Below are 25,229 nucleotides of genomic sequence, written 5' to 3'. Positions count from 1 at the left end.
CAGCAGTCCTCGAAGGTCGTGTGGAGATCGGCTCGAACAACGTCATCGGCCCCGGTGTCACCATCCAGGGGCCGGTGATCATGGGGGACGGTAACTACATCGGTCCAGGCGCATCGGTGGGATCGGTCAGCCGTGAACGACTGGAAGGCAGCCATCGCCTCGCCGACCCGTTACTGCCAGAGGAGTCTGCCGTAGTCATCGGCAGTAATACCATGTTGTTCGACCAGTCGGTCATCTTCAAACCGATGTTCAAGGAAACGCGGATCGAGAACAACGTGGAGATCGGTGCGCACGCCATGGTCGGCCACGACTGCACCATCCGCAATCACGCCATCCTTTCACCCCACGTTGCACTCGGCGCATACGTCACTGTCGGATCGGGCGCGAACCTGGGAATCGCCAGCGCGGTTCACAACAGGCTCACCATCGGCGGTCTCTCCATGTGCGGAATGGCTTCGGCGATCGTGGGTCATGTACCGCCGGGAGCGCTCGTATTTGGCAACCCTGCCCGCATCCGCGGTGTGAACAGCGTCGGCCTGACCCGCGCGGGCTTCCCCGAGGGCGACATCGAGACAGTGCTGGCCGCTCTGCGTGGGTGTCCCGTCAAGCCGGACAACGACCTCAGGGAAATCTTCGAGCAATACCGTGCGGACGTTCAAAAATGGCCGACAGGCAAGAAGGAGGTCCGGTGGGAGATCCTCAAGTCGTCATCATCGCCGGAGTCCGACCCCAGTACGTGAAGACCAGAGCCGTCCTGTGGCTCCTCGAACGACATCATCCCGACATCGCCGCGAGAACGGTGACCTTCGATATAGGCCAGCATTACAGTCCCGAACTCTCCGACGACATCGTCGCGGATTTGGGGTTCTCATTCACCCATCGGCTCACCCATGCTCCTGACCAGCTGCTGAGGGGCGTCATCCTGGGAAGCGCCATATCGGAACTGTCCACCTACTTCGACGGCCTCCGGTCCAGACCGGCAGTGATTGTCTTCGGGGACGCGGCGAGCGGGCTGGCGGGGGCCTTTGCAGCCCACAATGCGCAGTTACCCCTCATCCATGTCGAAGCGGGTGCGCGGCGGGACCCACGAGAGATCGAGCACCACAACAGTGTCGTCATCGACTGTCTGGCGGATAAACGTCTGGCCTACACGGAACGCGCCATGACCGAATTGGCCGAAGAGGGCCGAGCAGAGGGCAGCTTCCTTGTCGGAGACGTTGCCTACGACTGGTACAGGGACAGGTATGCCGAGCAGTTCGCCTCTCCCCGCCCTCATGGACCGGCCCCCGTCCTGGTCTCCATGCACCGCCCCGCCAACATGACAGCCGAGACGATGCGGACAGTCGCCGAAGCCCTCCTGGCCACTGGACGGGAGGTCCGCTGGCTCGATTTCCCACGCGCCCGGCCCTATCTGGGTCCGCTTCGGAAGATGGGAGTCACCATCGTCAGGTCCATGAACCACCACGAAGCGATCGGCGAACTCGCCCGCAGTGCCTTCTTGTTCACGGACAGCGGCGGCCTGAGTCGAGAGGCGCACTACTTCCGCTGTCCTGTCGTGATGCGCCGTGACGCCGGTGGCTGGCCGGAGCTGGCCGCAGCCGGGTACCTCTACTCGCTGACCGGGCGCACACCGCAGGACATCGACTCGGCCATCATGTGGGCAGAGTCCGCGAAGGTCCCTGACCTGGACCGGTCTCCTCTCGTCGTGCCGGGCGGGGGCGCACTGATCGCCGATCTCATTCAGGCAAGCACCCGATGAGAAAGCTGCTGAACGCGGTGGTGCGTGCATGGCGCTCGATCTGGAGCCGCTGGATCTTGCTGGCGGCTGTGTGCCTCCTGCTCTCCATGGACGCGTATGGAGTGTCCTTCTTCGGTTCCGGCACGATCGATCCCAAGCGAGTGGGTGATCTGGGCGAGTGGTTCGCCGGAGCAGCCACGGCCGGCGCGGTGATCGTGGCGGGCTCCGGCCTGCGCAGAGACCGCCTCGAGGCGGAACTGGCACGGGCCCGGCGTGAACGAGCGGCAACCGGCGAGGTCTATTCGTGGGTGGAGCTGCGCCAACTCAGACCGGGACGCAAGACGCCGGTCCTTTTGGTCGTCAACAGAACAACCAATCCGATCTACGACTGGGAGGTGACGTTGATCGGATGCAGGCACCAGCCGATAGGCCATGAGACGCACGGCCCTCTGCTCCCCGAGGCGCGTGTCGTAGAACTCGACGAGGACGACCTGGGCCGCACCGCAGCTTCGTCGCCGGTGAAGACGACGGTGTCCTTTACCAGCTCCATGGGGAAGAGACTCAAACGGGATTCGAGCGGACTGCTGACGGAGGTCGAGTAGTGACGCCAGACGACGAAGACTGGTCCAGCACACGCTCGCACTCCCACGTGGAAGCAGCCCTGGAAGCCCTGTATGAGGATCTTGCCTACATCCGGGGCGGTATGGGACAACGCGGCCCGGCACGACTCAGTCTTCAGAACATCTACGTCCCCCTCAGGTCGGACATCAGCATCGACCTGGCCGTGGAACGTTACGCACCGTCCTCGGTCGTGGTCCGCCAGGCCGCGAGCGCGCTGGGGACCGCCGCCGCCGACGGCCACGAAACCCGTATCACGAGCAGAAGCCGCAATGTGGACACGGGCTTTCTGGAGCTCCTGCTCACGCGATGCGAAAACCTGATCGCCGAGGGGGCGCTGCGGGGTCTGCGTCTGGCGCCACGACCGTTGATCGCGGCACCACTGTGGGCAGACGGGCAACGCTCGAACATCGCTGTCCTGGAGGCCGCCTCAGCTGTCAACGTCTTCCGCCGAGCCGTTCTCCTTGGCCCACCCGGCAGTGGCAAGAGCACTCTCGCCAAGATGCTCGCCCTCGCTCATCTGCGTCCGCTGACGCGCCTGAGCGTGGAGACCCCCGACTCACTGGGTCTGTGGAGGTCCAATCCGCTCACCCCGATCTTCGTCGAGCTCCGACATCTCGCGGCCTTCCCCGAATTTCCCCCAGTGGACCAGCCGGCCAATGTCGAACATCTGCTGCACTATGTTCAGCAAGTGATCTGCAAAGGGGATGCGGGACTTTACTCATATCTGATCGGCGAGCTCTACGGTGGTCGGGCGTACCTCATTCTGGACGGGCTCGACGAAGTCCCCATCCCGCACGACATTCCCGACGCCCTCGAGTTTCGCCGAGAACAGGTGACCGGCCTCATCGCCTCGGTGACCGGCCGGTTTCCACAGCTCAAGATCCTGGTGACCAGCAGGCCTGCAGGTTATTCAGGTTGGACCCTGCCTGACTTCGATGTGCTCTATCTCGTCCCGCTCTCGCCGATGGAAACGCGATCCCTGATTCATTCCTGGTACCGCGGCATGGGACATCCGGAGGACTGGTGTGCGGAGCGGACCGCTCGCCTGGAAAATCAGCTGCCCTCCATTCCGGAGAGTCTTAGATCACAGCCTCTGTTCGTCTCGCTGCTCGCACAGCTCTACGAGTCGAGCGACGCCGACCTGCCCAGACAACGCGGCGCCCTCCTGGCCGAGGCGATCGACCTTCTCCTGGGCGCCTGGTCGCTCCCGCGAACCGGCGAGGCCTCCCTCCCCGATGTTCTCGGCTGTACGACGGATCAACTCCTGTCTCGCCTCGAGGTGATCGCCCTGAAGTCACTGCAGAGTGGCGGGCTGAGCTCCAGGCCTGACGAACCGTCGATCCCGCGCTCACTGATCCTCGACGAGCTGTACGAACTCGGCTCCCATGTGAACCCGGCGGGCGCGCTCGACTACATAAGCCAGCATGCCGGCATCATGACATCGCCGGCTCCACGCAGGTACCGATTCGCGCATCGGCTGTTCCAGGAGTACCTGGCCGCCTCGGCCATCGCGAAGTCGCAGTCTCCGGGACCCCTGATGATCGACCTGCTGAAGGCAGGCCTACCCATATGGCGAGAAGTGGCACTGCTTCTTGCCGACGTGCTCACGAACAGCAGACGAGGCAGCGACGTCTGGGAATTCGTCGGCGATCTGGTCAGTTCGTCGGGCCCTCGGCTCCAACTGATGGCCGCTGACATCGTGGTGGACCAGTCCAGCACACTCACACGGACCGGACGCATCTACGAGTCCATCGCGCCTGTTCTGCGCGAGGCCTTTCGCCGTGTCCTGACAAGCCCGGAACTGGCACCGGATGAGCGCCGACGCGTTGGAAGTGCTCTCGCCTGGGTCACCGACGACCGGCCTGGCGTGGGAGTCGACGATCAGGGCCTCCCCGAACTCGACTGGTGCGTGATACCCGGCGGTCGAGCAATTCTCGGTACGAATGCTGCTACTCGCCGGGCGCTGGACAGATACGGCACCGGGTGGTCGTACGAACGGGAGGAACCGCCGCACCGTGTCGACGTCCACACCTTCGACATGTCGAGGTACCCGATCACCGTCGAGCAGTACCAGGCGTTCGTGGAGGCAGCCGACGGGTACAGCGCGGATCGATGGTGGCCGCCAGGCGGCCTCGAATGGAAACAGGCCAACCCTCCGGCTGCCCGACCAGTGGGCCTGCCGGACAACGCTCCTCAAGGAAACGTCACCTGGTACGAAGCGACCGCGTTCTGCGCCTGGCTCTCAACACGGTCAGGCCAAGCCGTACGGCTGCCGACCGAGGCGGAGTGGGAATGGGCCGCGCGCGGTCCAGCCAGCGCACTCTACCCTTGGGGGGACACCCCGGACGGCTCCCTCGCGAACACGCGTGAGGCGGGCGTGCTCCAGCCCATGTCCGTCGGATCCTTCGAGAACGTCACCCCATGGGGCCCCTTGGGCCCGAGAGATCTGATCGGCAACATGTGGGAGTGGTGCAGTTCTGCGGTGGAGACCGACAGCCGCACTTTCGCCTATCCGTACGAAATGTCAGATGGGCGGGAAGACTGCTCGGGCGGCGACAGCGTCAAGAGGGCGACGCGCGGTGGCTACTTCGGAACTTCCCAAGCGGTGTCCCGGTCCACTTTGCGCGGTCGCGACATCCCTTCAGTGCGCGTGGAGAGACAAGGTTTTCGTCCGGTTCGGTCCAGGAGTGAGGCTTCCGTGAATGTCACGCACCATCGAGTTACAGTACGAGAAGGCCTGAAACTGCACGTTCAGGTCAGCGAAGTAGATGGGCAGCAGTCCACCAAGCCAGTCATCGTGTTCGTACACGGATTCATCACCTCAGGCACCGAGAACCACGGCATTTTCGTGCGTGCTGCCCGTCTGGCACATCAACGAGGATATCCGACCGTACTGTTTGATTTTGAGGGAACGGGCTACAGCGACGGGGACTACAGCGATTTCCGGGTCACCACAGCTGTCGCCGATCTCGCCGCCATCGTGAACTGGGCAGTGGAAACCGTCGGGTGCAACGGCAGCGCTGTGCTCTTCGGGCAGAGCCTGGGTTCGGCTCTGGCAGTTGTGGCGCAGGCCAGCTCACGGAGCCGCTTGTCCGCACTCGTGCTCTGGAACCTCTCCGCCAACTTCGAGGACCGGTATCCGTCACTGTTCGGTCTGTCCGCAGACGCTTCGGAGGACCAGTGCGTGGCACGCAAAGGCTACGTGGTCGGGGCAGATTTCCTGAGGGACGCAGGCACCGTCGACGTACTCGCCCATGCTGCTGCCATCTCCTGTCCCACACTGCTGCTCAACTGCACCGGGGACGACGTGGGTGACGTCTCCATCGCCCAGGAGGCCGCACGCCTCGCGACCCGTGTCGGGCCAACCCTGAGAAGTCTCGATGCCAACCACTCGTTCAACTGCGAGCGTCCGCTTGAACTGGAGGCCGTCTGCACCTCGTTGGACTGGCTGGATGCGGCGCTCAGTGAGGGGGCTTCCAGTCGTTGACAACACGCCGGACGCGGTACCACTCCTGTGCACCCGTCCATTCCCGCATGCGTGGGTCGTTCTCGGGAAGCCAGGTGGTGCCGTCGACCTTCTGGCGCCTGTAGTGGTTCAGGAGCCTTGATTTGGCACGCGTGTCATGGTGGTAGGTGACATGAGCCTGACCAGGCGCGCTGAACGTCCAGACATCCCTCAGCCGCGTCGTTCCTGCCAGTGGCATGACAGCGTCGTGCACACACCGGTGCTGTGGATGGCCGTACTCGCCCGCAAAACCGTGGGTGATCACCACGTCGGCATCCGTGAGCAGGCCCGTCTGACGCACGGCCGTACGAACGGTCCTGACCCGCTCCTGGTAGTCCCGGTCCTGTCTGGTCGACGTCTGCGGCAGGTTGGGTACATGGAGTTGCAACGACCCGGCGTCGAGGTCGGAGCAGACAGCGTCGAACGCGGCAGTCCTGCGCCGCCTGCGCTCGATCTCCAGCGACGAAGGCACGGTGATCTCGCGCGGTGCACTGGTCGTCTCGACGCTGGTCACGACCACCACGTGCAGATGTGCCATGACCGGTCGCATGTCGGCTAGCAGGGCACCGCAGAACAGTGTCTCGTCATCGAAGTGGGCAACGACGACCCAGACGCGAGCCCCAGCCAGGTCGGCCGGCGACGGCTGCCGATCAGTTGAATGATCTTTTCTCAGGGCATACATGAGCGAGAGGTTGTATCCCCGCCACCTCTCCGTCAAGCGTACCTTGACTGACGCGATATACCCGTTTACGAAGGCTTGATGTGAACCAATCTCCTCCCTTATTGTCAACGGTATGAAGATTGGCATAGTGGGTTGCGGCACCGTCGGCAGAGCGGTTGAGCGGCTATTCGCCGGGTATGCCGAGACCATAGCTTGGGATGTCACGCTCGACATCGCTTACCCGACTGCAGAGTTCTCCGTCTGTGACTGCGTTTTCGTCTGCGTTCCCACGCCGCCCGCAAAAGACGGTTCGGCCGATCTGAGTTTTGTCTACGACGCGCTGTCCCGGCTCCCAGCCACCCGAGTCATCCTGAAGTCCACCGTCCCGCCAGGGACAACATCCGCACTGGCAAAAGAATTCAAAAAGGAGCTGTGTTACTGGCCTGAATACATCAGCGAAAGCTCATACTTCAACCCTTTCTTCAGTGACCAGATCGAGAGTGTTCCCTTTGTCATCGTGGGTGGTTCGCCAGAAAACCGGACGTGGGCTCTTTCGATATTACAGCCGATTCTGGGACCTACTCGACGGTACTTTCAATGCTCCGAACTGGAGGCGGAGCTGATCAAGTACACGGAGAACGCGTTCTTTGCGGCCAAGGTGACATTCGCGAACGAGATGCAGCGCGTTTGCGCGGCACACGGCGCCGACTGGAACATGGTCCGGGAAGGATGGATTCTGGACCCTCGGGTCACGCCGATGCACACCCTCGCCTTCGTGAACGACCCGGGCTTCGACGGGAAGTGCCTTCCCAAGGATCTGAGCGCCATAGTCGCCTCGGCGGTACGAAACGGGTACGAACCGGCGTTCCTCAAGGAGATCATGCAGTCGAACGCCCGCTTTCGGGGCGAGGGCAGACACCCGGGAAACGTGTGAGGGGCCCCGCCCCGTCTACCGTCGGAAGGTCGGGACAAGGGGGCGTCCAACTCGCGCGCGATGTGCTAGAGCTCGCTGACCCCGCCCCGTCAGCCCCGGCGCAGGTAGCGGCCGAGCGCGGACAGAGTGGGATTTCCCAGAGACTTGCACGTCTGTCACAGGCATTCTCCAGGGGCTTTCCGCCGAGTAGGAACGGAAGGCCCCGAAGCGCTGGAAGACACCAACGCGCTGGTCAGGGCTCGCTTCTAGCACTCGATGATGTTCACGGCCAGCCCGCCCCGCGCCGTCTCCTTGTACTTCACGCTCATGTCGGCGCCGGTGTCCTTCATGGTCTTGATGACCTTGTCCAGGGACACCTTGTGGGAGCCGTCGCCGCGCATCGCCATACGGGCCGCCGTGACGGCCTTCACGGCGGCCATGCCGTTGCGTTCGATGCAGGGGATCTGGACCAGGCCGCCGACGGGGTCGCAGGTCAGGCCGAGGTTGTGTTCCATGCCGATCTCGGCGGCGTTCTCGACCTGTTCGGGGGAGCCGCCCAGGACTTCGGCGAGGGCTCCGGCGGCCATGGAGCAGGCGGAGCCGACCTCGCCCTGGCAGCCGACCTCGGCGCCGGAGATGGAGGCGTTCTCCTTGAAGAGCATGCCGATGGCGCCGGCGGCCAGCAGGAAGCGGACGACGCCGTCCTCGTCGGCGCCGGGCACGAAGTTGATGTAGTAGTGCAGGACGGCGGGGATGATGCCGGCCGCGCCGTTGGTGGGGGCGGTGACCACGCGGCCGCCGGCGGCGTTCTCCTCGTTCACGGCCATCGCGTACAGCGTGATCCACTCCATGGAGCGGGCCAGCGGGTCGCCCTCGGCGCGCAGTTGGCGGGCCGAGACCGCGGCGCGGCGGCGGACCTTCAGGCCGCCGGGCAGGATGCCCTCGCGGGACATCCCGCGCGCCACGCAGGCCTGCATCACCCGCCAGATCTCCAGCAGGCCGGTACGGACCTCGTCCTCGGTACGCCAGGCCCGCTCGTTCTCCAGCATCAGCGAGGAGATGGACAGGCCCGTCTCCTTCGCCGTGCGCAACAGTTCGTCGCCCGTGCGGAAGGGGTACTTCAGGACCGTGTCGTCGAGTTTGATGCGGTCCGCGCCCATCGCCTCCTCGTCCACCACGAAGCCGCCGCCCACCGAGTAGTACGTCTTCGTCAGCAGCTCGCTGCCCGAGGCGTCGTACGCCCACAGGGACATGCCGTTGGCGTGGTAGGGCAGCGCCTTGCGGCGGTGCAGTTTCAGGTCCGCGTCGGCGTCGAAGTCGATGTCGCGGTCGCCGAGCAGGCTGATCCGGCGGGACTGCCGAATCGTTTCCACCCGCTCGTCGGCCGCCTCCACGTCCACCGTGCGCGGTGAGGCGCCCTCCAGGCCCAGCAGGACCGCCTTGGGGGTGCCGTGGCCGTGGCCGGTGGCGCCGAGCGAGCCGTACAGCTCCGCGCGGACCCTCGCGGTGGAGGCGAGGAGGTCCTCGTTCCGCAGACGCCGGGCGAACATGCGCGCCGCGCGCATCGGGCCGACCGTGTGCGAGCTCGACGGGCCGATGCCGATCGAGAACAGGTCGAAGACCGAGATGGCCACGGGGACTCCTCACGTACGGGGTGGTGCGGGGGCGGTGCGAGGGGTGGGCACCGCGCTCACGTCCGAGTGCGCGCGGTGCCCGGGGGCGGTGAACTACTTGTCCAGGCCCGGGTACAGCGGGTGCTTCCCCGCCAGCGCGGTCACGCGGGCCTTCAGCGCCTCGGCGTCGAACGACGGCTTCAGCGCCTCCGCGATGACGTCGGCTACCTCGGCGAAGTCCTCGGCCGTGAAGCCGCGGGTCGCCAGGGCCGGCGTGCCGATCCTGAGGCCCGACGTCACCATCGGCGGGCGCGGGTCGTTCGGGATCGCGTTGCGGTTGACCGTGATGCCGATGCCGTGGAGGCGGTCCTCGGCCTGCTGCCCGTCGAGCTCGGAGTTCCGCAGGTCGACGAGGACCAGGTGGACGTCGGTGCCGCCAGAGAGGACGTCCACGCCGGCCGCCCTGACGTCGTCCCGCACCAGGCGCTCGGCGAGGATGCGGGCGCCCTCCAGGGTGCGGCGCTGCCGCTCCCTGAACTCCTCGGAGGCGGCGACCTTGAAGGAGACCGCCTTGGCCGCGATCACGTGCTCCAGCGGACCGCCCTGCTGACCCGGGAAGACAGCGGAGTTGATCTTCTTCGCCAGCTCGGCGGTGGAGAGGATCACGCCGCCGCGCGGGCCGCCCAGCGTCTTGTGGGTCGTGGTCGTCACGACGTGGGCGTGCGGGACCGGGTTCGGGTGCAGCCCGGCCGCGACCAGGCCCGCGAAGTGCGCCATGTCGACCATGAGGTAGGCGCCGACCTCGTCCGCGATGCGGCGGAACGCGGCGAAGTCCAGCTGCCGCGGGTACGCCGACCAGCCCGCCACGATCAGCTTGGGCCGGGACTCCTTGGCGAGCCTCTCGACCTCGGCCATGTCGACCAGACCGGTCTCCGCGTCGACGTGGTAGGCGACCACCTCGTACAGCTTGCCGGAGAAGTTGATCTTCATGCCGTGGGTCAGGTGCCCGCCGTGCGCGAGGTTCAGGCCCATGATCGTGTCGCCGGGCTTGAGCAGCGCGAACATCGCGGCCGCGTTGGCCTGGGCGCCCGAGTGCGGCTGGACGTTGGCGTGCTCGGCGCCGAAGAGCTCCTTGATCCGGTCGATCGCGATCCGCTCGACCACGTCGACGTGCTCGCAGCCGCCGTAGTAGCGGCGGCCGGGGTAGCCCTCGGCGTACTTGTTGGTCAGCACCGAGCCCTGGGCCTCCATGACCGCGGCCGGAGCGAAGTTCTCCGAGGCGATCATCTCCAGGGTGGACTGCTGGCGGTGGAGCTCGGCGTCGACGGCGGCGGCGACGTCCGGGTCCAGCTCGCGCAGGGACGCGTTCAGAAGTGACATGTCAGCCATGGGGTACGACTCCTCAGCCGGCGGAGAAGGCGGTGTACTCGTCGGCGGAGAGCAGGTCGGCCGGCTCCTCGGTGACCCGCACCTTGAACAGCCAGCCGCCCTCGAAGGGGGCCGAGTTCACCAGCGACGGGTCGTTGACCACGTCCTCGTTGGTCTCGGTGACCTCACCGCTGACCGGGGCGTACAGGTCGCTCACGGACTTCGTCGACTCCAGCTCCCCGCAGGTCTCGCCCGCGGTGACGGTGGAACCCACGTCAGGGAGCTGGACGAAGACGACATCGCCGAGCGCGTTGGCCGCGTGCTCCGTGATGCCGACCGTCGCGACGCCGTCCTCGGCGGCCGACAGCCACTCGTGCTCCTTGCTGTAGCGCAGCTGCTGGGGATTGTTGCTCATGGCCTGAATTCTCCTGTACGCGTGGCAGTGGTGATGAATGGGGGACTGCTGGAAACGCATGTGAGCAGCGGAAACGTGCACGGGGCCCGGCCCGGGACAGGCACGGGACGCGATACCGCTCTCAGTCTCTACTTCTGCCGCTTGTAGAACGGCAGTGCCACGACCTCGTACGGCTCGTGGGTGCCCCGGATGTCCACGCCGACACCGGGCGTGCCGGGCGCGGAGTGCGCGGCGTCGACGTACGCCATCGCGATCGGTTTGCCGAGGGTGGGGGAGGGCGCCCCGGAGGTGACCTCGCCGATCACCTCGCCGCCCGCGACCACGGCGTACCCGGCGCGCGGGACGCGACGGCCCTCGGCGACCAGGCCGACGAGGACGCGCGGCGGGGCGCTCTCGGCCCTGGCGGCGGCCTCGGCGAGCGCCTCGCGCCCCACGAAGTCGCCCTTCTTGTCGAACTTCACGACCCTCCCGAGGCCCGCGTCGAAGGGGGTGAGCGAGGTCGACAGCTCGTGCCCGTACAGCGGCATGCCCGCCTCAAGGCGCAGCGTGTCCCGGCAGGACAGCCCGCACGGGACCAGGCCGGCGCCCTCGCCCGCCTTGGTCAGCGCCTGCCACAGCTCGACGGCGTGCTCCGGCTTCACGAACAGCTCGAAGCCGTCCTCGCCGGTGTACCCGGTGCGGGCGATCAGGGCGGGCACGCCCGCGACGGTGCCGGGCAGGCCGGCGTAGTACTTCAGGCCGTCGAGGTCGGCGTCGGTGAGCGAGGCGAGGATGCCGGGGGACTCGGGGCCCTGGACGGCGATGAGGGCGTAGGCGTCCCGGTCGTCGCGGACCTCGGCGTCGAAACCGGCCGAGCGCTCGACCAGCGCGTCCAGCACCACCTGGGCGTTGGAGGCGTTGGCGACCACCATGTAGTGAGAAGATCCGGCCTCCGTCTCGGCGAGCCGGTACACGATGAGGTCGTCGAGGATGCCGCCGTCCTCGCGGCAGATCATGGTGTAGCGGGCGCGGCCGGCCCGGACTCCGCTCATGTCGCCGACCAGCGCGTGATCCAGCAGCGCGGCCGCCTGCGGTCCGGTCACGGTGATCTCGCCCATGTGCGAGAGGTCGAAGAGGCCCGCCCTGGTGCGGACGGCGTTGTGCTCGTCGCGCTCGGAGCCGTACCGCAGCGGCATGTCCCAGCCGGCGAAGTCGGTCATCGTCGCGCCGAGCGAGCGGTGCAGGGCGTCAAGGGCGGTGCGGCGGGGCTCGGTACTGCTCATCGGTCGGTCGTCTCCCGGGGCATGACAGGCGAGGGCGTTCCTCCCCATCTGTCATCGGAACCTGAGAGGTTCGCCATGACCACGGATGACCCGGACGATCACGGCTTGCACCTTGGGTGGAGCGCGCCCCTGAGGTCAGGGACGGCCCGCTTTTCAGATATGCCTCGCCCGCGCGGTGACTGGGCCTGAGAGATTCAAGGGAGGGACTTGCTCCTTCGGCGTCCCAGCGTCGAGCGCCGTGCTCGTCTGGGAACTCTCCCGCGCGGATTCAAGCGGCCGGTATGCAGTTGGCGCGCACATCATCGCACGCATCGCTCCGGCACGGCAGGGGCCCTCCCGCACAGGGGGCGCACAGGACCCGCGGCGGAGCACGGCGTCCTGTAGCAGGGCTGTGGCAGGACGGGGACGGAAAGGAGAGACCCCGGGATTACCTTCTCTTTACACTCGACGGGGATGGGACTCCATACCCATGGGGAGGACGATCACGGTGAACAGGACCACGGTGTATGCGACGACCTACGGCATCGCGCTGCCCGGCCGGCCGACGGCCCCGGCCGGGGAGGCGTGCGGCCCGTTCCCGACGGCGGTCGTCCGCGACCTGCGCGAGCGCTCAGGCCGCAGCCCGCACGGACTCACCTTCGGTGCGAGCGACCTCGTCGTGGTCACCGGACTCCCCGGCAGCGGCAAGTCCACCCTCATGCGGCGGGCGGTGCGCGGTCCGCGCATCGACTCCCAGGACACCCGTGACCGCTGGGACGCCCGTCTGGCCCGCTTCCTGCCGTACGCGCTCTACCGGCCCTTCGTGCGGATCGCCCACTACGCCGGGCTCCGCCGCGCGCTGCGCACCGGCGCCGGTGTCGTCGTGCACGACTGCGGTACGCAGGCCTGGGTGCGCGGCTGGCTCGCCCGCGAGGCCCGCCGCCGGGGCGGCACGCTGCATCTGCTGCTCCTCGACGTCACCCCCGACGAGGCCCGTGACGGCCAGCGGGAGCGTGGGCGCGGGGTGTCGCAGTTCGCCTTCGCCCGGCACCGGGCGGCGACGGCGCGGCTGCTGAGGGGGGTGGAGAAGGGGCGGCTTCCCGAGGGGTGCGGGGGAGCGGTGCTGCTCGACCGGGCGGCGGCGGGGGTGTTGCGGCGGATTGATTTCTCCGGGTGAGAGCTCCCTGATGTTGGTGGGTATCCGCGGGGCGTCTGTGGCTTGTCGCGCCCACGCGGCGGAGCCGCACATGACACAGCCCCGCGCCCCTGACGGGGCGCACCTCCCCAACCGCCCATTAGGGTTCAGCCACAGCAGCGGTTCGGAGAACAAGCGGTAGGCAGCAGACGATGGATTTCGCGGCGGACTTCCCGGCACAGGCGCACCCCCATCCGCACGGCGGATGGCCCGGCAACGAGCTGGAGGAGGTGCTCTCGGCGGCCCTCGGCCGACCGGGCGCGGGCGGCCGGATCGTGGAGGTGCTCGGCCGCAGCTTCCTGTGGGTGCCCCTGCCCGAGGGCGGCGGCCCGCACAGTGGCCCGCTCGCCCTGCCGACGATGGAGATCGACGGGCAGGCGTATGTGCCGGTGTTCAGCTCCGAGGAGCAGTTCCGCCAGGTCGTCGGCAGCCACATGTCGTACACGATCGCGCCCGCCGTCGAGTTCGCACGCGGGCTGCCGCCGCACGTGGGCATCGCGGTGAACCCGGACGGCATGATCGGCGTACCGCTGCCGCCGCCGGCCGTGGCCGAGCTGTGCCGGGCCGGGCGGACCCCGCTGGACGGGTCGGCGAGCGGCGCCCGGGTGCGGTTGTTCGAGCCGGACTGGCAGGACGATCCCGTGGACTTCCTCGCCGCGGCCTCCGCCGAGTTCGCCGGCGCCAGAGCCGTACTCAGCGCCCGCCGCTGCCTGGCCGCCATCGAGACCTCCGACCCGGTGATGTTCATCGGCGTCGAACTGTCCTCCTGGGAAGCCGACCGCGCCCTCCCCCTGGACGCCCTGGCCCGCGCCCTGACCACCGCCCCGGTGCGGTACGCCGTGAACATGGTCTTCCTGGACGTCGCCCAGGACCCCGTGGGCGACTGGATGCGCGAAAAGGTCCGGCCCTTCTACCAACAGGGCTACTAGGGCGCGCCCCCGCAAGGGACGCGCCTGGGGCGTGGGGCCGTGTCCTTTTGCGGCTCCGCCGCGTGGGCGCGACAAGCCACAAACAACCCGCAGCCGCCCACAGACAACAAGCCCCGAGCTCATGGGCGGCTGTTGTCAGCTACCCCGCCTAAGCTGGTTTCATATCCAAGGTGCAGGTTTTCTCGAGAGGGCGGTAAAAGGGTGAGCGCGAGCGGCACGGCCGCGACCGGCCAGGTCGAGCACATGCTGCGCCAGGTGACGCCCGGGCGTTACGACGCCTACGAGGCGTTGCTGCGCGCGCTCGCGACCCCGTCCTCCGGCCAGGTCTGGATGCTGCTGTGGCACGGCCAGGCAGGCTCCCCGGACGCCCAGTACGGGAACATGGAGGTGGAGGGCCACGGCTACGCCCCCTGCGTCACCTCCGCCCAGGAGCTCTCGGCCAGCGGCTGGAACCGCAGTTACGAGGTGGTCGACGGCCTCGACGTGGCCCGCACCCTGTACCCCGACCACTACGGGCTGTGGCTGAACCCGCACGCGCCCGGCGGAGGCGTCGGCATTCCCTGGCTGGACCTGCGCCGGATCGCCACCGGCCTGGAGCGCCAGCCCGCCGGCCCCCTGCGGCTGTCCGAACCGGGCATCGAGATCCCGCAGTTCTACGCCCTGCTCACGCAGAACGCCCACCGCACCCCGGCCGTCCGCTCGTTGCGCCGCGCCTGGGTGCAGCCCGCGCTCGGCGCGCCGTACCTGGCCATCGGGCTCGACGTGTACGACACCTCGCCGCCCGCGGTGGACTCGGTGCGGGCGATGATGCAGCAGTCCATCGGCGCGGTCCCGGACGGGCTGCCCGTCTCCACCGTCGCGATGTCCGACGAGTACGACCCGGTGGCGATGTGGCTGCGCGCCAACGCCCGCCCCTTCTACGACCGCGAGGCCCACGCGGCCCCGGCCCAGGCTCCCGCGGCAGGCGGGTACGGATACCCGGGCGGGTACTGACGGAAAGACCCGGGCGCGCCGGACGGAAGACCCCGGCACGTACTGACGGGGAATCAGGCTTGTGCTGGAGGCCTGCACCGCAGGCCCGCACTGAGGGCCCGTATGCAGGCCCGACGAAGCGTCCCGGATCCCCCTCACGGCTCGTCGACCACCCCGCACGGCGCACCCACAGACACCCTCGGCGTTTTCGCGGGACATGTCCGCATCTACACGGGTAAATGTAAGCCGCGGCCTCTTGCGCCCCAACTGCCCCCCGTCCGAATCACGTTGCGTGACGTCCGCATAACGGAACTCCGAGGACAGCATCACGGTTAGGCATCCATTCGCCGTCAAGTCTGGCAACAGATCGGCGAAGCGTTGAAGACTCCCGCACCAGGGGGCTTCACCCCTGTGCACGGCAGGGGAACTCCACCCCTGCCCACGACGGACGATCAGGCCGCTACCGCGGCAAGTGCGGGCCGGTCACCGCCGGTTGAGAGGGGTCCCTGCCAGATGACGGCGCCATTGCACGACACGACCGCGGAAGCGGCCCCGACTGCTCCTGCCGATCCGGCGGAGACAGGCGCCGAGAAGGTCGAGGGCCGGTCCCTCAAGCAGATCGCCTGGAACCGTCTCAAGCAGGACAAGGTCGCTCTCGCCGGCGGCGCCTTCGTGCTCTTCCTGACCCTGGTCGCCGTGTTCGCCCCGCTGATCGTCGGTCTGCTCGGCCACCCGCCGAACGAGTTCCACCAGGACAAGCTGGACCCGCTGACCAACCTGCCGCAGGGCGCGTGGGGCGGCGTGAGCGGTGACTTCCTCTTCGGCGTCGAGCCCAACAAGGGCCGCGACGTGTTCAGCCGCATCGTCTACGGCGCCCGGATCTCCCTGCTCGTGGCGTTCCTCGCCGCCGTCGTCGCCGTGGCGCTCGGCACCCTGTTCGGCATCATCGCGGGCTACTTCGGCGGCTGGATCGACGCGCTGATCAGCCGCACCATGGACGTGCTGCTCTCCTTCCCGCAGCTGCTCTTCATCATCTCCCTGGTCTCGGTGCTCCCCGACGACCTGCTGGGCCTGACCGGTTCCGGCGTGCGTATCGCCGTACTCGTCCTGGTCATCGGCTTCTTCGGCTGGCCGTACGTGGGCCGCATCGTCCGCGGCCAGACCCTCAGCCTGCGTGAGCGCGAGTACGTCGAGGCCGCCCGCAGCCTCGGCGGCGGCCGACGGCACATCCTCTTCCGGGAGTTGCTGCCGAACCTGGTCGCCCCGATCCTCGTCTACGCGACGCTGATGATCCCCACCAACATCCTCACGGAGGCGGCGCTCAGCTTCCTCGGCGCGGGTGTGCGGCCGCCGACGGCGTCCTGGGGCGGCATGCTGCGCGACGCGCTGGAGACCTACGAGCACGATCCGATGTTCATGGTCTTCCCCGGCGCCACCATCTTCGTCACCGTCCTCGCGTTCAACCTCTTCGGAGACGGTCTGCGCGACGCGCTGGACCCCAAGGGCACCCGCTAGAGCTCATCCACGACTTGCCCCTGCCGCACCGTCAGGTGGCTGACCCCATGGTTCTCCGGCTCAGGACCGGGACCGCGAATCTCGGAGGTTACGAGAAAATGTCCACAGCTTCCCCGAAGCGACGGCTTGCTGCCGGTGCGGCCCTCGTAGTCGCGGCGCTGGTGACCACCACGGCGTGCGGCGGCGGTGACAGCGACAACGGCAAGGACGAGGGCGCGGGGTACAACGCGGCTCTCAACAAGGTCGTCAACGCCTCCACCAAGAAGGGCGGGACGCTGAAGTTCATAGGCAAGCAGGACTTCGACTCCCTGGACCCGCAGCGCACCTACTACGGCATGACCTGGGACTTCATGCGGTTCTTCACCCGCACCCTGGTCACGTACGACACCAAGCCGGGCGAGGCCTCCAACAAACTGGTCGGCGACCTCGCCACCGGCCCCGCCGAGGTCTCCGCCGACGGCAAGACCTACACGTACAAGCTGCGTGACGGTCTGACCTGGGAGGACGGCTCGGCGCTGACCTCCAAGGACATCAAGTACGGCATCGAGCGCATCTGGGCGACGGACGTCATCACCGGTGGCCCCGCGTACATCAAGCAGACGCTGGACCCCAAGGGCGAGTACAAGGGCCCCTACAAGGACACGTCCAAGGACAAGCTGGGTCTGAAGGCCATCGAGACGCCGGACGACAAGACCATCGTCTTCAAGCTGCCCAAGCCCAACGGTGACTTCGAGCAGTTCCTGGCCATGCCCACCGGTGCCCCGGTGAAGCAGAGCGAGGACACCGGCGCCAAGTACACCAACAAGCCGTTCTCCTCCGGCCCGTACAAGGTCCAGTCGTACAAGGCGGGCAAGGGCCTGACCCTGGTGCGCAACACCAACTGGAAGAAGGCGTCGGACCCGATCCGCCCGGCCCTCCCGGACAAGATCACCGTGACGATCTCCGCCAACCTGGAGGAGAACGACAAGCGGCTGATGGAGGGCGACTACGACCTCGACGTCAACGGCACCGGCATGACCCAGTCGGGCCGCGTCACCGCCGTCCAGGACCACAAGGCCAACATCGACAACATCCAGACGTCGTTCGTCCGTTACGTGGCCCTCGTCCAGACGACCAAGCCGTTCGACAACGTCGACTGCCGCAAGGCCGTCTTCTACGCCACGGACTTCGCCGGTCTGCAGCAGGTGCGCGGCGGTGAGATCGCCGGTGGTGAGATCGCCAACTCCGTCTTCCCGAAGTCGATCCCGGGCTACACCGACTACGACCCGTACGGCGTCCTCGCCCGCAAGGGCAAGCCGGACCTGGCGAAGGCCAAGGAGTCGCTGAAGGAGTGCGGCAAGCCGAACGGCTTCTCCACCAAGATCACCGCCCGGACCAACCAGCCGTCCGAGGTCGACGCCGCCGAGGCCCTGCAGGAGCAGCTCGGCAAGGTCGGCATCAAGCTGGAGGTCGACCCGATCGACGGCGCCCAGTCCTCCAGCATCACCGGCTCGCCGAAGGTCGTGAAGGAGCGCGGCTACGGTCTGACGATGAGCGGCTGGGGCCCGGACTTCCCGACCGGCCAGGGCTACGGGCAGCCGCTGTTCGACAGCCGCTTCATCTTCCCGAACGGCAACTACAACGAGTCGCAGATCAAGGACCCGGAGATCGACAAGATGTTCGACGACGCGATCGCGTCGACGGACCCGGCCGAGGCCAAGACGATCTACGAGAACATGAACAAGCGGCTGCTCGACAACGCCGACTGGATGCCCTTCATCTACGAGAAGAACATCTCCTGGCGCAGCCCGCGGCTGACGAACGTCTACTCGTCCGCCGCGTACAACGGCCGCTACGACTACGTCATGCTCGGCGTCACGAAGTAACCGCCGAACTGCCGTAGCCGACCGTTCCCACGCCGCCGAAACCCGCCAGTCCGAAGGGCAGGTGATGGCCCCGGGCGGCGGCCGGGACTCTTCCTGGTCTCTTGAGGAGTTCCGGCCGCCGCCGGGCCGCGCACAGTGCTTGCTTATCTCATCCGGCGCCTGATCGCCGTTGTCATCATGGTGCTGGTCGTACTGCTCGCGACCTTCACCGTCTTCTACATGCTGCCCAAGTGGGCGGGACAGGACATCGCCGTCCTCTTCGCCGGCAAGGCGACGGGAGCCGAGCAGGTCGAGGGCATCCGCACCAAGCTGGGCCTCGACGATCCGCTGCTCGTGCAGTTCTGGGAGTTCGTCAAGGGCATCCCCCTGGGACGCGACTTCGCCAACGGCAACGACGTGACCCACTGCCCGGCCCCCTGCTTCGGCTACTCCTTCGTCACGGAGGAGCCGGTGTGGAACACCCTCAAGGACGCGCTGCCCGTCACCGCCGCCCTCGCCGCCGGCGCGTGCGTGCTGTGGCTGGCCGGAGGCGTCGCCACCGGTGTGGTCTCCGCGCTCAAGCGGGGCACCATCTGGGACCGCGGCGCGATGATCGCCGCGCTCGGCGGTGTCTCCCTGCCGATCTTCTTCACCGGCATGGTCGCGATGGGCATCTTCGTGCACAGCCTGGGCTGGGTGAAGATCGAGGACAACCTCAGCACCGACGACTCCATCGGCGTCTGGTTCGAGACGCTGCTGCTGCCGTGGATCGTGCTCGCCCTGCTGAACGCCGCGATGTACGCCCGCCTCACCCGCGCCACCATGCTGGAGGTGCTCGGCGAGGACTACATCCGCACCGCCCGCGCCAAGGGCCTCGGTGAACGCGTGGTCATCACCCGGCACGCCCTGCGCTCGGCGATGACGCCCATCCTGACCGTGTTCGGCCTCGACCTCGGCGTGCTGCTCGGCGGTGCCGTGCTCACCGAGTCGACGTTCAACCTGCCCGGTCTCGGGCTCGCCGCGGTCCAGGCCATCAGCAGCAAGGACCTGCCGGTGATCCTGGGCGTGACCCTGTTCGCGGCCCTCGCGATCGCCGTCGCCAACCTCGTCGTCGACCTTCTGTACGCCGTCATCGACCCGCGAGTGAGGCTGGGATGACCGACCTGAACAAGACGGGAGCGGCCGTCGGGGAACCCGTCGCCGCCGGGCCCGCCCCCTCCGCCTTCCTCGAAGTGCGCGACCTGAAGGTGCACTTCCCGACCGACGACGGCCTGGTCAAGTCCGTCGACGGGCTCAGCTTCTCGCTGGAGAAGGGCAAGACCCTCGGCATCGTGGGCGAGTCCGGCTCCGGCAAGTCGGTCACCTCGCTCGGCATCATGGGCCTGCACACCGCCGGCCAGTACGGCAAGCGCAAGGCGCGGATCTCCGGCGAGATCTGGCTGGACGGCACCGAGCTGCTGTCCGCCGACCCGGACCACGTGCGCAAGCTGCGCGGCCGCGAGATGGCGATGATCTTCCAGGACCCGCTGTCCGCGCTGCACCCGTACTACACGATCGGCCAGCAGATCGTGGAGGCGTACCGCATCCACCACGACGTGGACAAGAAGACCGCCAAGCGCCGTGCCGTGGAGATGCTCGACCGCGTCGGCATCCCCCAGCCGGACAAGCGGGTCGACAGCTACCCGCACGAGTTCTCCGGCGGTATGCGCCAGCGCGCGATGATCGCGATGTCGCTGGTCAACAACCCCGAACTGCTCATCGCGGACGAGCCGACGACCGCCCTCGACGTGACCGTCCAGGCGCAGATCCTCGACCTCATCCGGGACCTGCAGAAGGAGTTCGGCTCCGCGGTCATCATCATCACCCACGACCTGGGCGTCGTCGCCGAACTCTCCGACGACATCCTGGTGATGTACGGCGGCCGGTGCGTCGAGCGCGGCCCCGCCGAGAAGGTGTTCTACGAGCCCCGCCACCCCTACACCTGGGGCCTGCTCGGCTCGATGCCGCGCCTGGACCGCGACCAGCAGGACCGGCTCATCCCGGTCAAGGGCTCCCCGCCCTCGCTGATCAACATCCCGTCCGGCTGCGCCTTCAACCCGCGCTGCCCGTACGCGGACCTCCCGAAGGACAACGTCACCCGCACGGTCCGCCCCGAGCTGACCGAGGTCGGCAGCCGGCACTGGGCCGCCTGCCACATGACGCAGGAGCAGCGGGAGCGGATCTGGACCGAAGAGATTGCGCCGAAGCTGTGAGCGACAAGGCAGACGACAAAGAGCTGAGCATCCCCGCACAGGCCGGCGGCGCGGAACCGGGTGCCACCGCGGGCGCGACCCTGACCAAGGAGGACCCCGCCCCCGGCGAGATCCTGCTGAAGGTCACCGGCCTCCAGAAGCACTTCCCGATCCGTGAGGGCCTGTTCAAGCGGCAGACCGGCGCCGTCCGCGCGGTCGACGGCATCGACTTCGAGGTGCGCTCCGGCGAGACCCTCGGTGTCGTGGGCGAGTCGGGCTGCGGCAAGTCGACGATGGGCCGGCTGATCACCCGGCTGCTCGAACCGACCGCCGGCACGGTCGAGTTCGAGGGCAAGGACATCACGCACCTCGGTGTCGGCGGCATGCGCCCGCTCCGCCGTGACGTGCAGATGATCTTCCAGGACCCGTACTCGTCGCTGAACCCGCGCCACACCATCGGCACGATCGTCGGCGCCCCCTTCAAGCTCCAGGGCGTCACGCCCGAGGGCGGCGTCAAGAAGGAGGTCCAGCGGCTGCTGTCGGTGGTCGGCCTCAACCCCGAGCACTACAACCGCTATCCGCACGAGTTCTCCGGCGGTCAGCGCCAGCGCATCGGCATCGCCCGCGCCCTCGCGCTCAACCCGAAGCTGGTCGTCGCCGACGAGCCCGTCTCCGCGCTCGACGTGTCGATCCAGGCACAGGTCGTGAACCTGCTGGACGACCTCCAGCAGGAACTCGGACTGACGTACGTGATCATCGCGCACGACCTGTCCGTGGTCCGCCACGTCTCGGACCGCATCGCGGTGATGTACCTCGGCAAGATCGTGGAGCTCGCCGACCGCGACGCGCTCTACAAGGCGCCGATGCACCCCTACACCAAGGCGCTGATGTCGGCGGTGCCGATCCCCGACCCCAAGCGCCGTACCGCCAAGAGCGAGCGCATCCTGCTCCGCGGCGACGTGCCCTCGCCGATCAGCCCGCCGAGTGGCTGCCGCTTCCACACTCGGTGCTGGAAGGCGACGGAGATCTGCAGGACGACGGAGCCCGCGCTGCTGGAGCTGAAGCCGGGCCAGCGGGTGGCCTGCCACCACCCGGAGAACTTCGAGGACCAGGCCCCGCAGGACACGGTCCTCCTCTCCGCCGCCAAATCCGCGGGGGAGCTCGTGCCGGACGCGGTGCTCGCGGAGTCGGCGGAGACGTCCCAGGCGCTGGCGGCCGAGGTCGCGGAGGAAAGCGTGGAGAAGTCGACGGACAAGTCGACGGACAAGTAAAGACTGTTGGAGGGTGTGCACCTTGCAATGCAAGGTGCACACCCTCCGTGTGTAACGATACTTAGGTGATCCAGCAACTCTTCACCCCTTCCGTCCAGCACGCGGTCGAACTCGTCGGCATCTTCGTCTTCGCGATATCCGGCGCGCTGCTGGCCGTCCGCAAGAACTTCGACGTCTTCGGCATCGCCGTCCTCGCCGAGGTCACCGCGCTGGGCGGCGGGGTGTTCCGCGACCTGGTCATCGGGGCCGTGCCGCCCGCCGCGTTCACCGACCTCGGCTACTTCCTCACGCCGCTGCTCGCCGCCCTGCTGGTCTTCTTCCTCCACCCGGAGGTGGAGCGCATCCAGACCGGCGTGAACGTCTTCGACGCGGCCGGCCTGGGGCTGTTCTGCGTCTCGGGCACCACGAAGGCGTACGAGTACGGGCTCGGCCTCACCGCCTCGGCCGCTCTCGGGGTGGCGACCGCCGTCGGGGGCGGCGTCCTGCGCGACGTGCTCGCCAACGAGGTGCCGTCTCTGCTGCGCTGGGACCGCGACCTGTACGCGGTGCCCGCGATGGTGGGCGCCGCGCTGGTCGTGCTGTGCGTCCGCCACGAGGCCCTCACCCCGCTCACCTCCGCACTCGCCGCGCTCACCGCCTTCGTGCTGCGGCTGCTCGCGATGCGCTTCCACTGGAGGGCGCCCAGGGCCTGGAACCGGAGGTCCTCGGCGGCGGAGGTGGACGAACAGGTCCACAAAGCTACCGCTTAGTAGTTTTCTGCTGTACGGTACCGCCATGACCCAGATGACCCAGGCGACCATCGGCGACAGCGAGTTCGACCGCGACACCGCCGTGACGCGACGCGAAGAGGGTGTCTACGACATCAACCTCTCCGCCGGCTGGACGATCATCAGCGCCGTCAACGGCGGCTACCTCCTCGCCGTTCTGGGCCGTGCCCTCGCGGACGCCCTGCCGCACGCCGATCCGTTCACGATCTCGGCGCACTACCTGACGGCGTCCGAGCCCGGCCCCGCGGTGATCCGCACGGACGTCGTCCGCGCCGGCCGCACCCTCTCCACCGGCCAGGCATCGCTCGTCCAGTACGACGAGGACGGCCGCGAGGTCGAACGGATCCGCGTGCTCGCCTCCTACGGCGACCTGGACTCCCTGCCCGACGACGTCCGTACGACGGCGGCGCCGCCCGCGTTCCCGCCCATGGAACAGTGCTTCGGCCCGGAGGACGGACCCGCTCCGGTCTCCGGCAGCTCCGCCATCACCGAGCGGCTGATGCTCAAGCTCGACCCGTCGACGCTCGGCTGGGCGCTCGGCGCACCGTCCGGGAAGGGCGAGATGCGCGCCTGGTTCGGCCTCGCGGACGGCCGGGACCCGGACCCCCTGTCGCTGCTGCTCGCGGTCGACGCGCTGCCGCCGACCGCCTTCGAGCTGGGCGTCTCCGGCTGGGTCCCGACGGTCGAGCTCACGGTGCACGTACGCTCCCGCCCCGCGCCGGGCCCGCTCCGGGTCTCCATCACCACCCGCAACCTCGCCGGCGGCTTCCTGGAGGAGGACGCCGAGGTCTGGGACAGTGCGGACCGTCTGGTCGCCCAGTCCCGCCAGCTGGCACGGGTGCGGCTCGGCTGAGGCGTTCGCACAGGTGGGCCACAGGGCTGACCCAGGTGACTCGTCGTCGGCCACGAAGGAGTCGACGAAGGACACGTGACCTGGCGGTCGGTACGCAGCGGTGGCGCGCCCCTCGGGGCGCGCCACCGCTTTTACGGGCGCGGGGGTGCCTCTTCTGCTGAGGTGCGCCCCTCGCTGTTGAGGGGCGCGGGGCCGCGTTGGATGTGCGGCTCCGCCGCGTGGGCGCGACAAGCCACGACGCGACCGGCACCGAACCACCGGCAGGACCCGGCAAGACCCGGCAAGACCCGGCAGGATCCGGCAGACGAGGCGATCACACCAACCAGTGCCGGCGCCCCACACTGATCAACCGCATCCGCCGAACCGCCACGTCCGCCACCGCCGCCCGCTCCTCCGCGGACGCGCCCACCGTCTCCAGGAACAGCGACGCGGTCACCAGCATCTGATCGACGTACAGCCCGGCGAGCATCAGCAGATCGTCGTCGCTCCAGCCCGCGGACTCGGGCTGTTTGGCCAGCTCGGCCTTCACCTCCTCCGCGAACCGCGCCAGTTGCGCACTGATCGCCGCTCGCACCGGCTGCACACCACCATGTCGCTCACGGGCGATAAACCGGACGTGCGCCGGGTACGCGTCCACGTGGCGGGCGATCAGATCGACCGCGCGCGCGATGCGTTGACCGCTGTCGCCGGCCGTGGACACCGTGGTCCCGATCATCGGGTGCAGGCTGCCGAGCGCCTCCTCGACCAGCGCCACGCCGAGGTCCGCCGTCGAGCGGAAGTGCCGGTAGAACGCGGTCGGGGCGAGCCCGACGGCGCGGGTGACCTCGCGCAGGCCCAGGCTGCTCAGGCTCTGCTCCTCCAACAGTTCCAGGGCGGCGTCCAGGAAAGCCTGCCGGGTCTTCTGCTTCTGGGCCTGCCGGATGCCGAGGGTGTGACTCATGCCATGCAGTTAACAACTGTTCTCTGAGATTGGGAAGTCGTACCGCGCGCTAGACTGGGTAGTCAGTGAACAAGTGTAACTACAACCGTTCACCGAACCGTAACGAGAGGCAATCGACATGCTGTTCCTCGTCGCCGCCCTCATGCTGCTGGGTGTCGTCATGGGCACCGTGGCCCACGCGCCGCTGCCCGTCTCCCTCATCGGCGCGGCCGTCATCGGCGTCTGGCTCGCGGTCTTCGCGGTCCGTGAGCGTCACGGCCGCCGCCGTCACACCACCACGCACTGACCCTTCGTCCTCCTGTGGGAGCTGACCGATCATGGAACTCACCGCCACACCGCAACGCCGCCGCACCGTGACCCGTGACGCCGACGGCATGGCCGTGGCGTCCTTCATCCTGGGCCTCCTGGGGCTCCTCGTCCTCAACGTCTTCCTGGGGCCGGTCGCCGTCGTGCTGGCCGCCGCGGCCCTGTGGCGCGGTACGAACCGCCGCGGCCGTGCCTACCTCGGGCTCGGACTCGGGGTCGCCGACCTCCTCGTCCTGGTCGTGCTGGTGCAGCTGGACCACACGGTGTCGTGGAGCTTCTAGAAGAACGCGGGCGGGCGGCCGGGGACGGGCCGCAGCCGCCGACGTACTGA

23 protein-coding genes and 2 riboswitches are annotated in these 25,229 nt (G+C 67.9%); of the genes, 17 read left to right on the top strand and 6 right to left on the bottom strand.

Annotation, left to right across the window (positions count from 1 at the left end):
• The first annotated feature begins 20 nt into the window (after positions 1-20).
• Genes ACZ49J_RS18695 through ACZ49J_RS18680 form a run of 4 tightly spaced genes read left to right on the top strand, consistent with a single transcriptional unit; the run spans position 21 to position 5,846 of the window.
• Positions 21-740, top strand: coding sequence for a hypothetical protein (locus ACZ49J_RS18695; protein WP_467449271.1), 720 nt, complete (start codon positions 21-23; stop codon positions 738-740).
• On the top strand, positions 689-1,759 hold the full coding sequence (locus ACZ49J_RS18690) for a UDP-N-acetylglucosamine 2-epimerase (protein ID WP_467449270.1): 1,071 nt from the start codon (positions 689-691) through the stop codon (positions 1,757-1,759). The genes ACZ49J_RS18695 and ACZ49J_RS18690 overlap by 52 nt, the downstream gene beginning before the upstream one ends.
• Positions 1,756-2,340, top strand: coding sequence for a hypothetical protein (locus ACZ49J_RS18685; protein WP_467449268.1), 585 nt, complete (start codon positions 1,756-1,758; stop codon positions 2,338-2,340). The genes ACZ49J_RS18690 and ACZ49J_RS18685 overlap by 4 nt, the downstream gene beginning before the upstream one ends.
• Positions 2,340-5,846 (top strand): alpha/beta fold hydrolase, encoded by a 3,507-nt coding sequence (locus ACZ49J_RS18680; protein ID WP_467449266.1) that lies wholly within the window; start codon positions 2,340-2,342, stop codon positions 5,844-5,846. Before ACZ49J_RS18685 ends, ACZ49J_RS18680 begins: the two co-directional genes overlap by 1 nt.
• On the opposite strand, the gene ACZ49J_RS18675 is transcribed toward ACZ49J_RS18680, so the two are convergent.
• A complete protein-coding gene (locus tag ACZ49J_RS18675; protein ID WP_467449265.1) occupies positions 5,821-6,546 on the bottom strand; it encodes a PIG-L family deacetylase in 726 nt (241 codons plus the stop codon). The genes ACZ49J_RS18680 and ACZ49J_RS18675 overlap by 26 nt on opposite strands.
• Before the next feature lie 112 nt (positions 6,547-6,658).
• Here ACZ49J_RS18675 and ACZ49J_RS18670 point away from each other — a divergent pair, with 112 nt between their 5' ends.
• The gene (locus ACZ49J_RS18670) at positions 6,659-7,459 is read left to right on the top strand and encodes a hypothetical protein (protein WP_467449264.1); all 801 of its coding nucleotides are present in this window, start codon (positions 6,659-6,661) and stop codon (positions 7,457-7,459) included.
• Between the two features lie 245 nt (positions 7,460-7,704).
• Here ACZ49J_RS18670 and ACZ49J_RS18665 read toward each other — a convergent pair whose 3' ends face one another.
• From ACZ49J_RS18665 to gcvT, 4 genes are all read right to left on the bottom strand, one after another.
• A complete protein-coding gene (locus ACZ49J_RS18665) occupies positions 7,705-9,072 on the bottom strand; it encodes an L-serine ammonia-lyase (protein WP_467449263.1) in 1,368 nt (455 codons plus the stop codon).
• 93 nt (positions 9,073-9,165) lie between these two features.
• Positions 9,166-10,431 carry a serine hydroxymethyltransferase gene (gene glyA, locus ACZ49J_RS18660; RefSeq protein ID WP_467449328.1) on the bottom strand — a complete coding sequence of 422 codons (1,266 nt, stop codon included), beginning with the start codon at positions 10,429-10,431 and terminating at the stop codon, positions 9,166-9,168.
• Positions 10,432-10,453: 22 nt separating this feature from the next.
• Positions 10,454-10,834 (bottom strand): glycine cleavage system protein GcvH, encoded by a 381-nt coding sequence (gene gcvH, locus ACZ49J_RS18655; protein WP_467449261.1) that lies wholly within the window; start codon positions 10,832-10,834, stop codon positions 10,454-10,456.
• A gap of 128 nt (positions 10,835-10,962) precedes the next feature.
• Positions 10,963-12,096 carry a glycine cleavage system aminomethyltransferase GcvT gene (gcvT, locus tag ACZ49J_RS18650; protein WP_467449259.1) on the bottom strand — a complete coding sequence of 378 codons (1,134 nt, stop codon included), beginning with the start codon at positions 12,094-12,096 and terminating at the stop codon, positions 10,963-10,965.
• Between the two features lie 38 nt (positions 12,097-12,134).
• Positions 12,135-12,259: riboswitch (glycine riboswitch) on the bottom strand.
• Positions 12,260-12,367: riboswitch (glycine riboswitch) on the bottom strand.
• A gap of 198 nt (positions 12,368-12,565) precedes the next feature.
• On the opposite strand from gcvT, the gene ACZ49J_RS18645 reads away from it, so the two are divergent.
• The 10 genes from ACZ49J_RS18645 to ACZ49J_RS18600 all read left to right on the top strand — a co-directional run bounded on the left by ACZ49J_RS18645 (position 12,566) and on the right by ACZ49J_RS18600 (position 23,652).
• On the top strand, positions 12,566-13,252 hold the full coding sequence (locus tag ACZ49J_RS18645) for an AAA family ATPase (RefSeq protein WP_467449258.1): 687 nt from the start codon (positions 12,566-12,568) through the stop codon (positions 13,250-13,252).
• Between the two features lie 170 nt (positions 13,253-13,422).
• Complete coding sequence (locus ACZ49J_RS18640; protein WP_467449257.1) at positions 13,423-14,199, top strand: enhanced serine sensitivity protein SseB; 777 nt, start codon at positions 13,423-13,425, stop codon at positions 14,197-14,199.
• A 201-nt stretch (positions 14,200-14,400) separates the two neighbouring features.
• Positions 14,401-15,192, top strand: a complete 792-nt coding sequence (locus ACZ49J_RS18635) for an enhanced serine sensitivity protein SseB C-terminal domain-containing protein (RefSeq protein ID WP_467449255.1) — start codon at positions 14,401-14,403, stop codon at positions 15,190-15,192.
• Positions 15,193-15,684: 492 nt separating this feature from the next.
• Positions 15,685-16,686, top strand: coding sequence for an ABC transporter permease (locus tag ACZ49J_RS18630; protein ID WP_467449254.1), 1,002 nt, complete (start codon positions 15,685-15,687; stop codon positions 16,684-16,686).
• A gap of 98 nt (positions 16,687-16,784) precedes the next feature.
• Positions 16,785-18,551 (top strand): ABC transporter substrate-binding protein, encoded by a 1,767-nt coding sequence (locus tag ACZ49J_RS18625; RefSeq protein WP_467449251.1) that lies wholly within the window; start codon positions 16,785-16,787, stop codon positions 18,549-18,551.
• 135 nt (positions 18,552-18,686) lie between these two features.
• Positions 18,687-19,688, top strand: a complete 1,002-nt coding sequence (locus ACZ49J_RS18620; protein ID WP_467449248.1) for an ABC transporter permease — start codon at positions 18,687-18,689, stop codon at positions 19,686-19,688.
• Positions 19,685-20,782 (top strand): ABC transporter ATP-binding protein, encoded by a 1,098-nt coding sequence (locus ACZ49J_RS18615; protein WP_467449247.1) that lies wholly within the window; start codon positions 19,685-19,687, stop codon positions 20,780-20,782. The genes ACZ49J_RS18620 and ACZ49J_RS18615 overlap by 4 nt, the downstream gene beginning before the upstream one ends.
• Positions 20,779-22,032, top strand: coding sequence for an ABC transporter ATP-binding protein (locus ACZ49J_RS18610; protein ID WP_467449246.1), 1,254 nt, complete (start codon positions 20,779-20,781; stop codon positions 22,030-22,032). Before ACZ49J_RS18615 ends, ACZ49J_RS18610 begins: the two co-directional genes overlap by 4 nt.
• Before the next feature lie 65 nt (positions 22,033-22,097).
• On the top strand, positions 22,098-22,781 hold the full coding sequence (locus tag ACZ49J_RS18605) for a trimeric intracellular cation channel family protein (protein ID WP_467449245.1): 684 nt from the start codon (positions 22,098-22,100) through the stop codon (positions 22,779-22,781).
• Positions 22,782-22,806: 25 nt separating this feature from the next.
• Entirely contained in the window at positions 22,807-23,652 is an 846-nt protein-coding gene (locus tag ACZ49J_RS18600; protein ID WP_467449243.1) for a thioesterase family protein, read from the top strand.
• A 313-nt stretch (positions 23,653-23,965) separates the two neighbouring features.
• Here ACZ49J_RS18600 and ACZ49J_RS18595 read toward each other — a convergent pair whose 3' ends face one another.
• Positions 23,966-24,592 (bottom strand): TetR family transcriptional regulator, encoded by a 627-nt coding sequence (locus ACZ49J_RS18595; RefSeq protein WP_467449242.1) that lies wholly within the window; start codon positions 24,590-24,592, stop codon positions 23,966-23,968.
• A 118-nt stretch (positions 24,593-24,710) separates the two neighbouring features.
• Between ACZ49J_RS18595 and ACZ49J_RS18590 the strand changes: the two genes are divergently transcribed.
• Positions 24,711-24,878, top strand: a complete 168-nt coding sequence (locus tag ACZ49J_RS18590; protein ID WP_467449240.1) for a hypothetical protein — start codon at positions 24,711-24,713, stop codon at positions 24,876-24,878.
• Positions 24,879-24,909: 31 nt separating this feature from the next.
• Entirely contained in the window at positions 24,910-25,179 is a 270-nt protein-coding gene (locus ACZ49J_RS18585) for a DUF4190 domain-containing protein (RefSeq protein WP_467449239.1), read from the top strand.
• Positions 25,180-25,229 lie beyond the last annotated feature (50 nt).

The organism is Streptomyces sp. NPDC030840 (genome assembly GCF_055572015.1).
The sequence above is the reverse complement of the archived record's forward strand: the minus strand, read 5'-3'. Positions and strand labels throughout refer to the sequence as shown.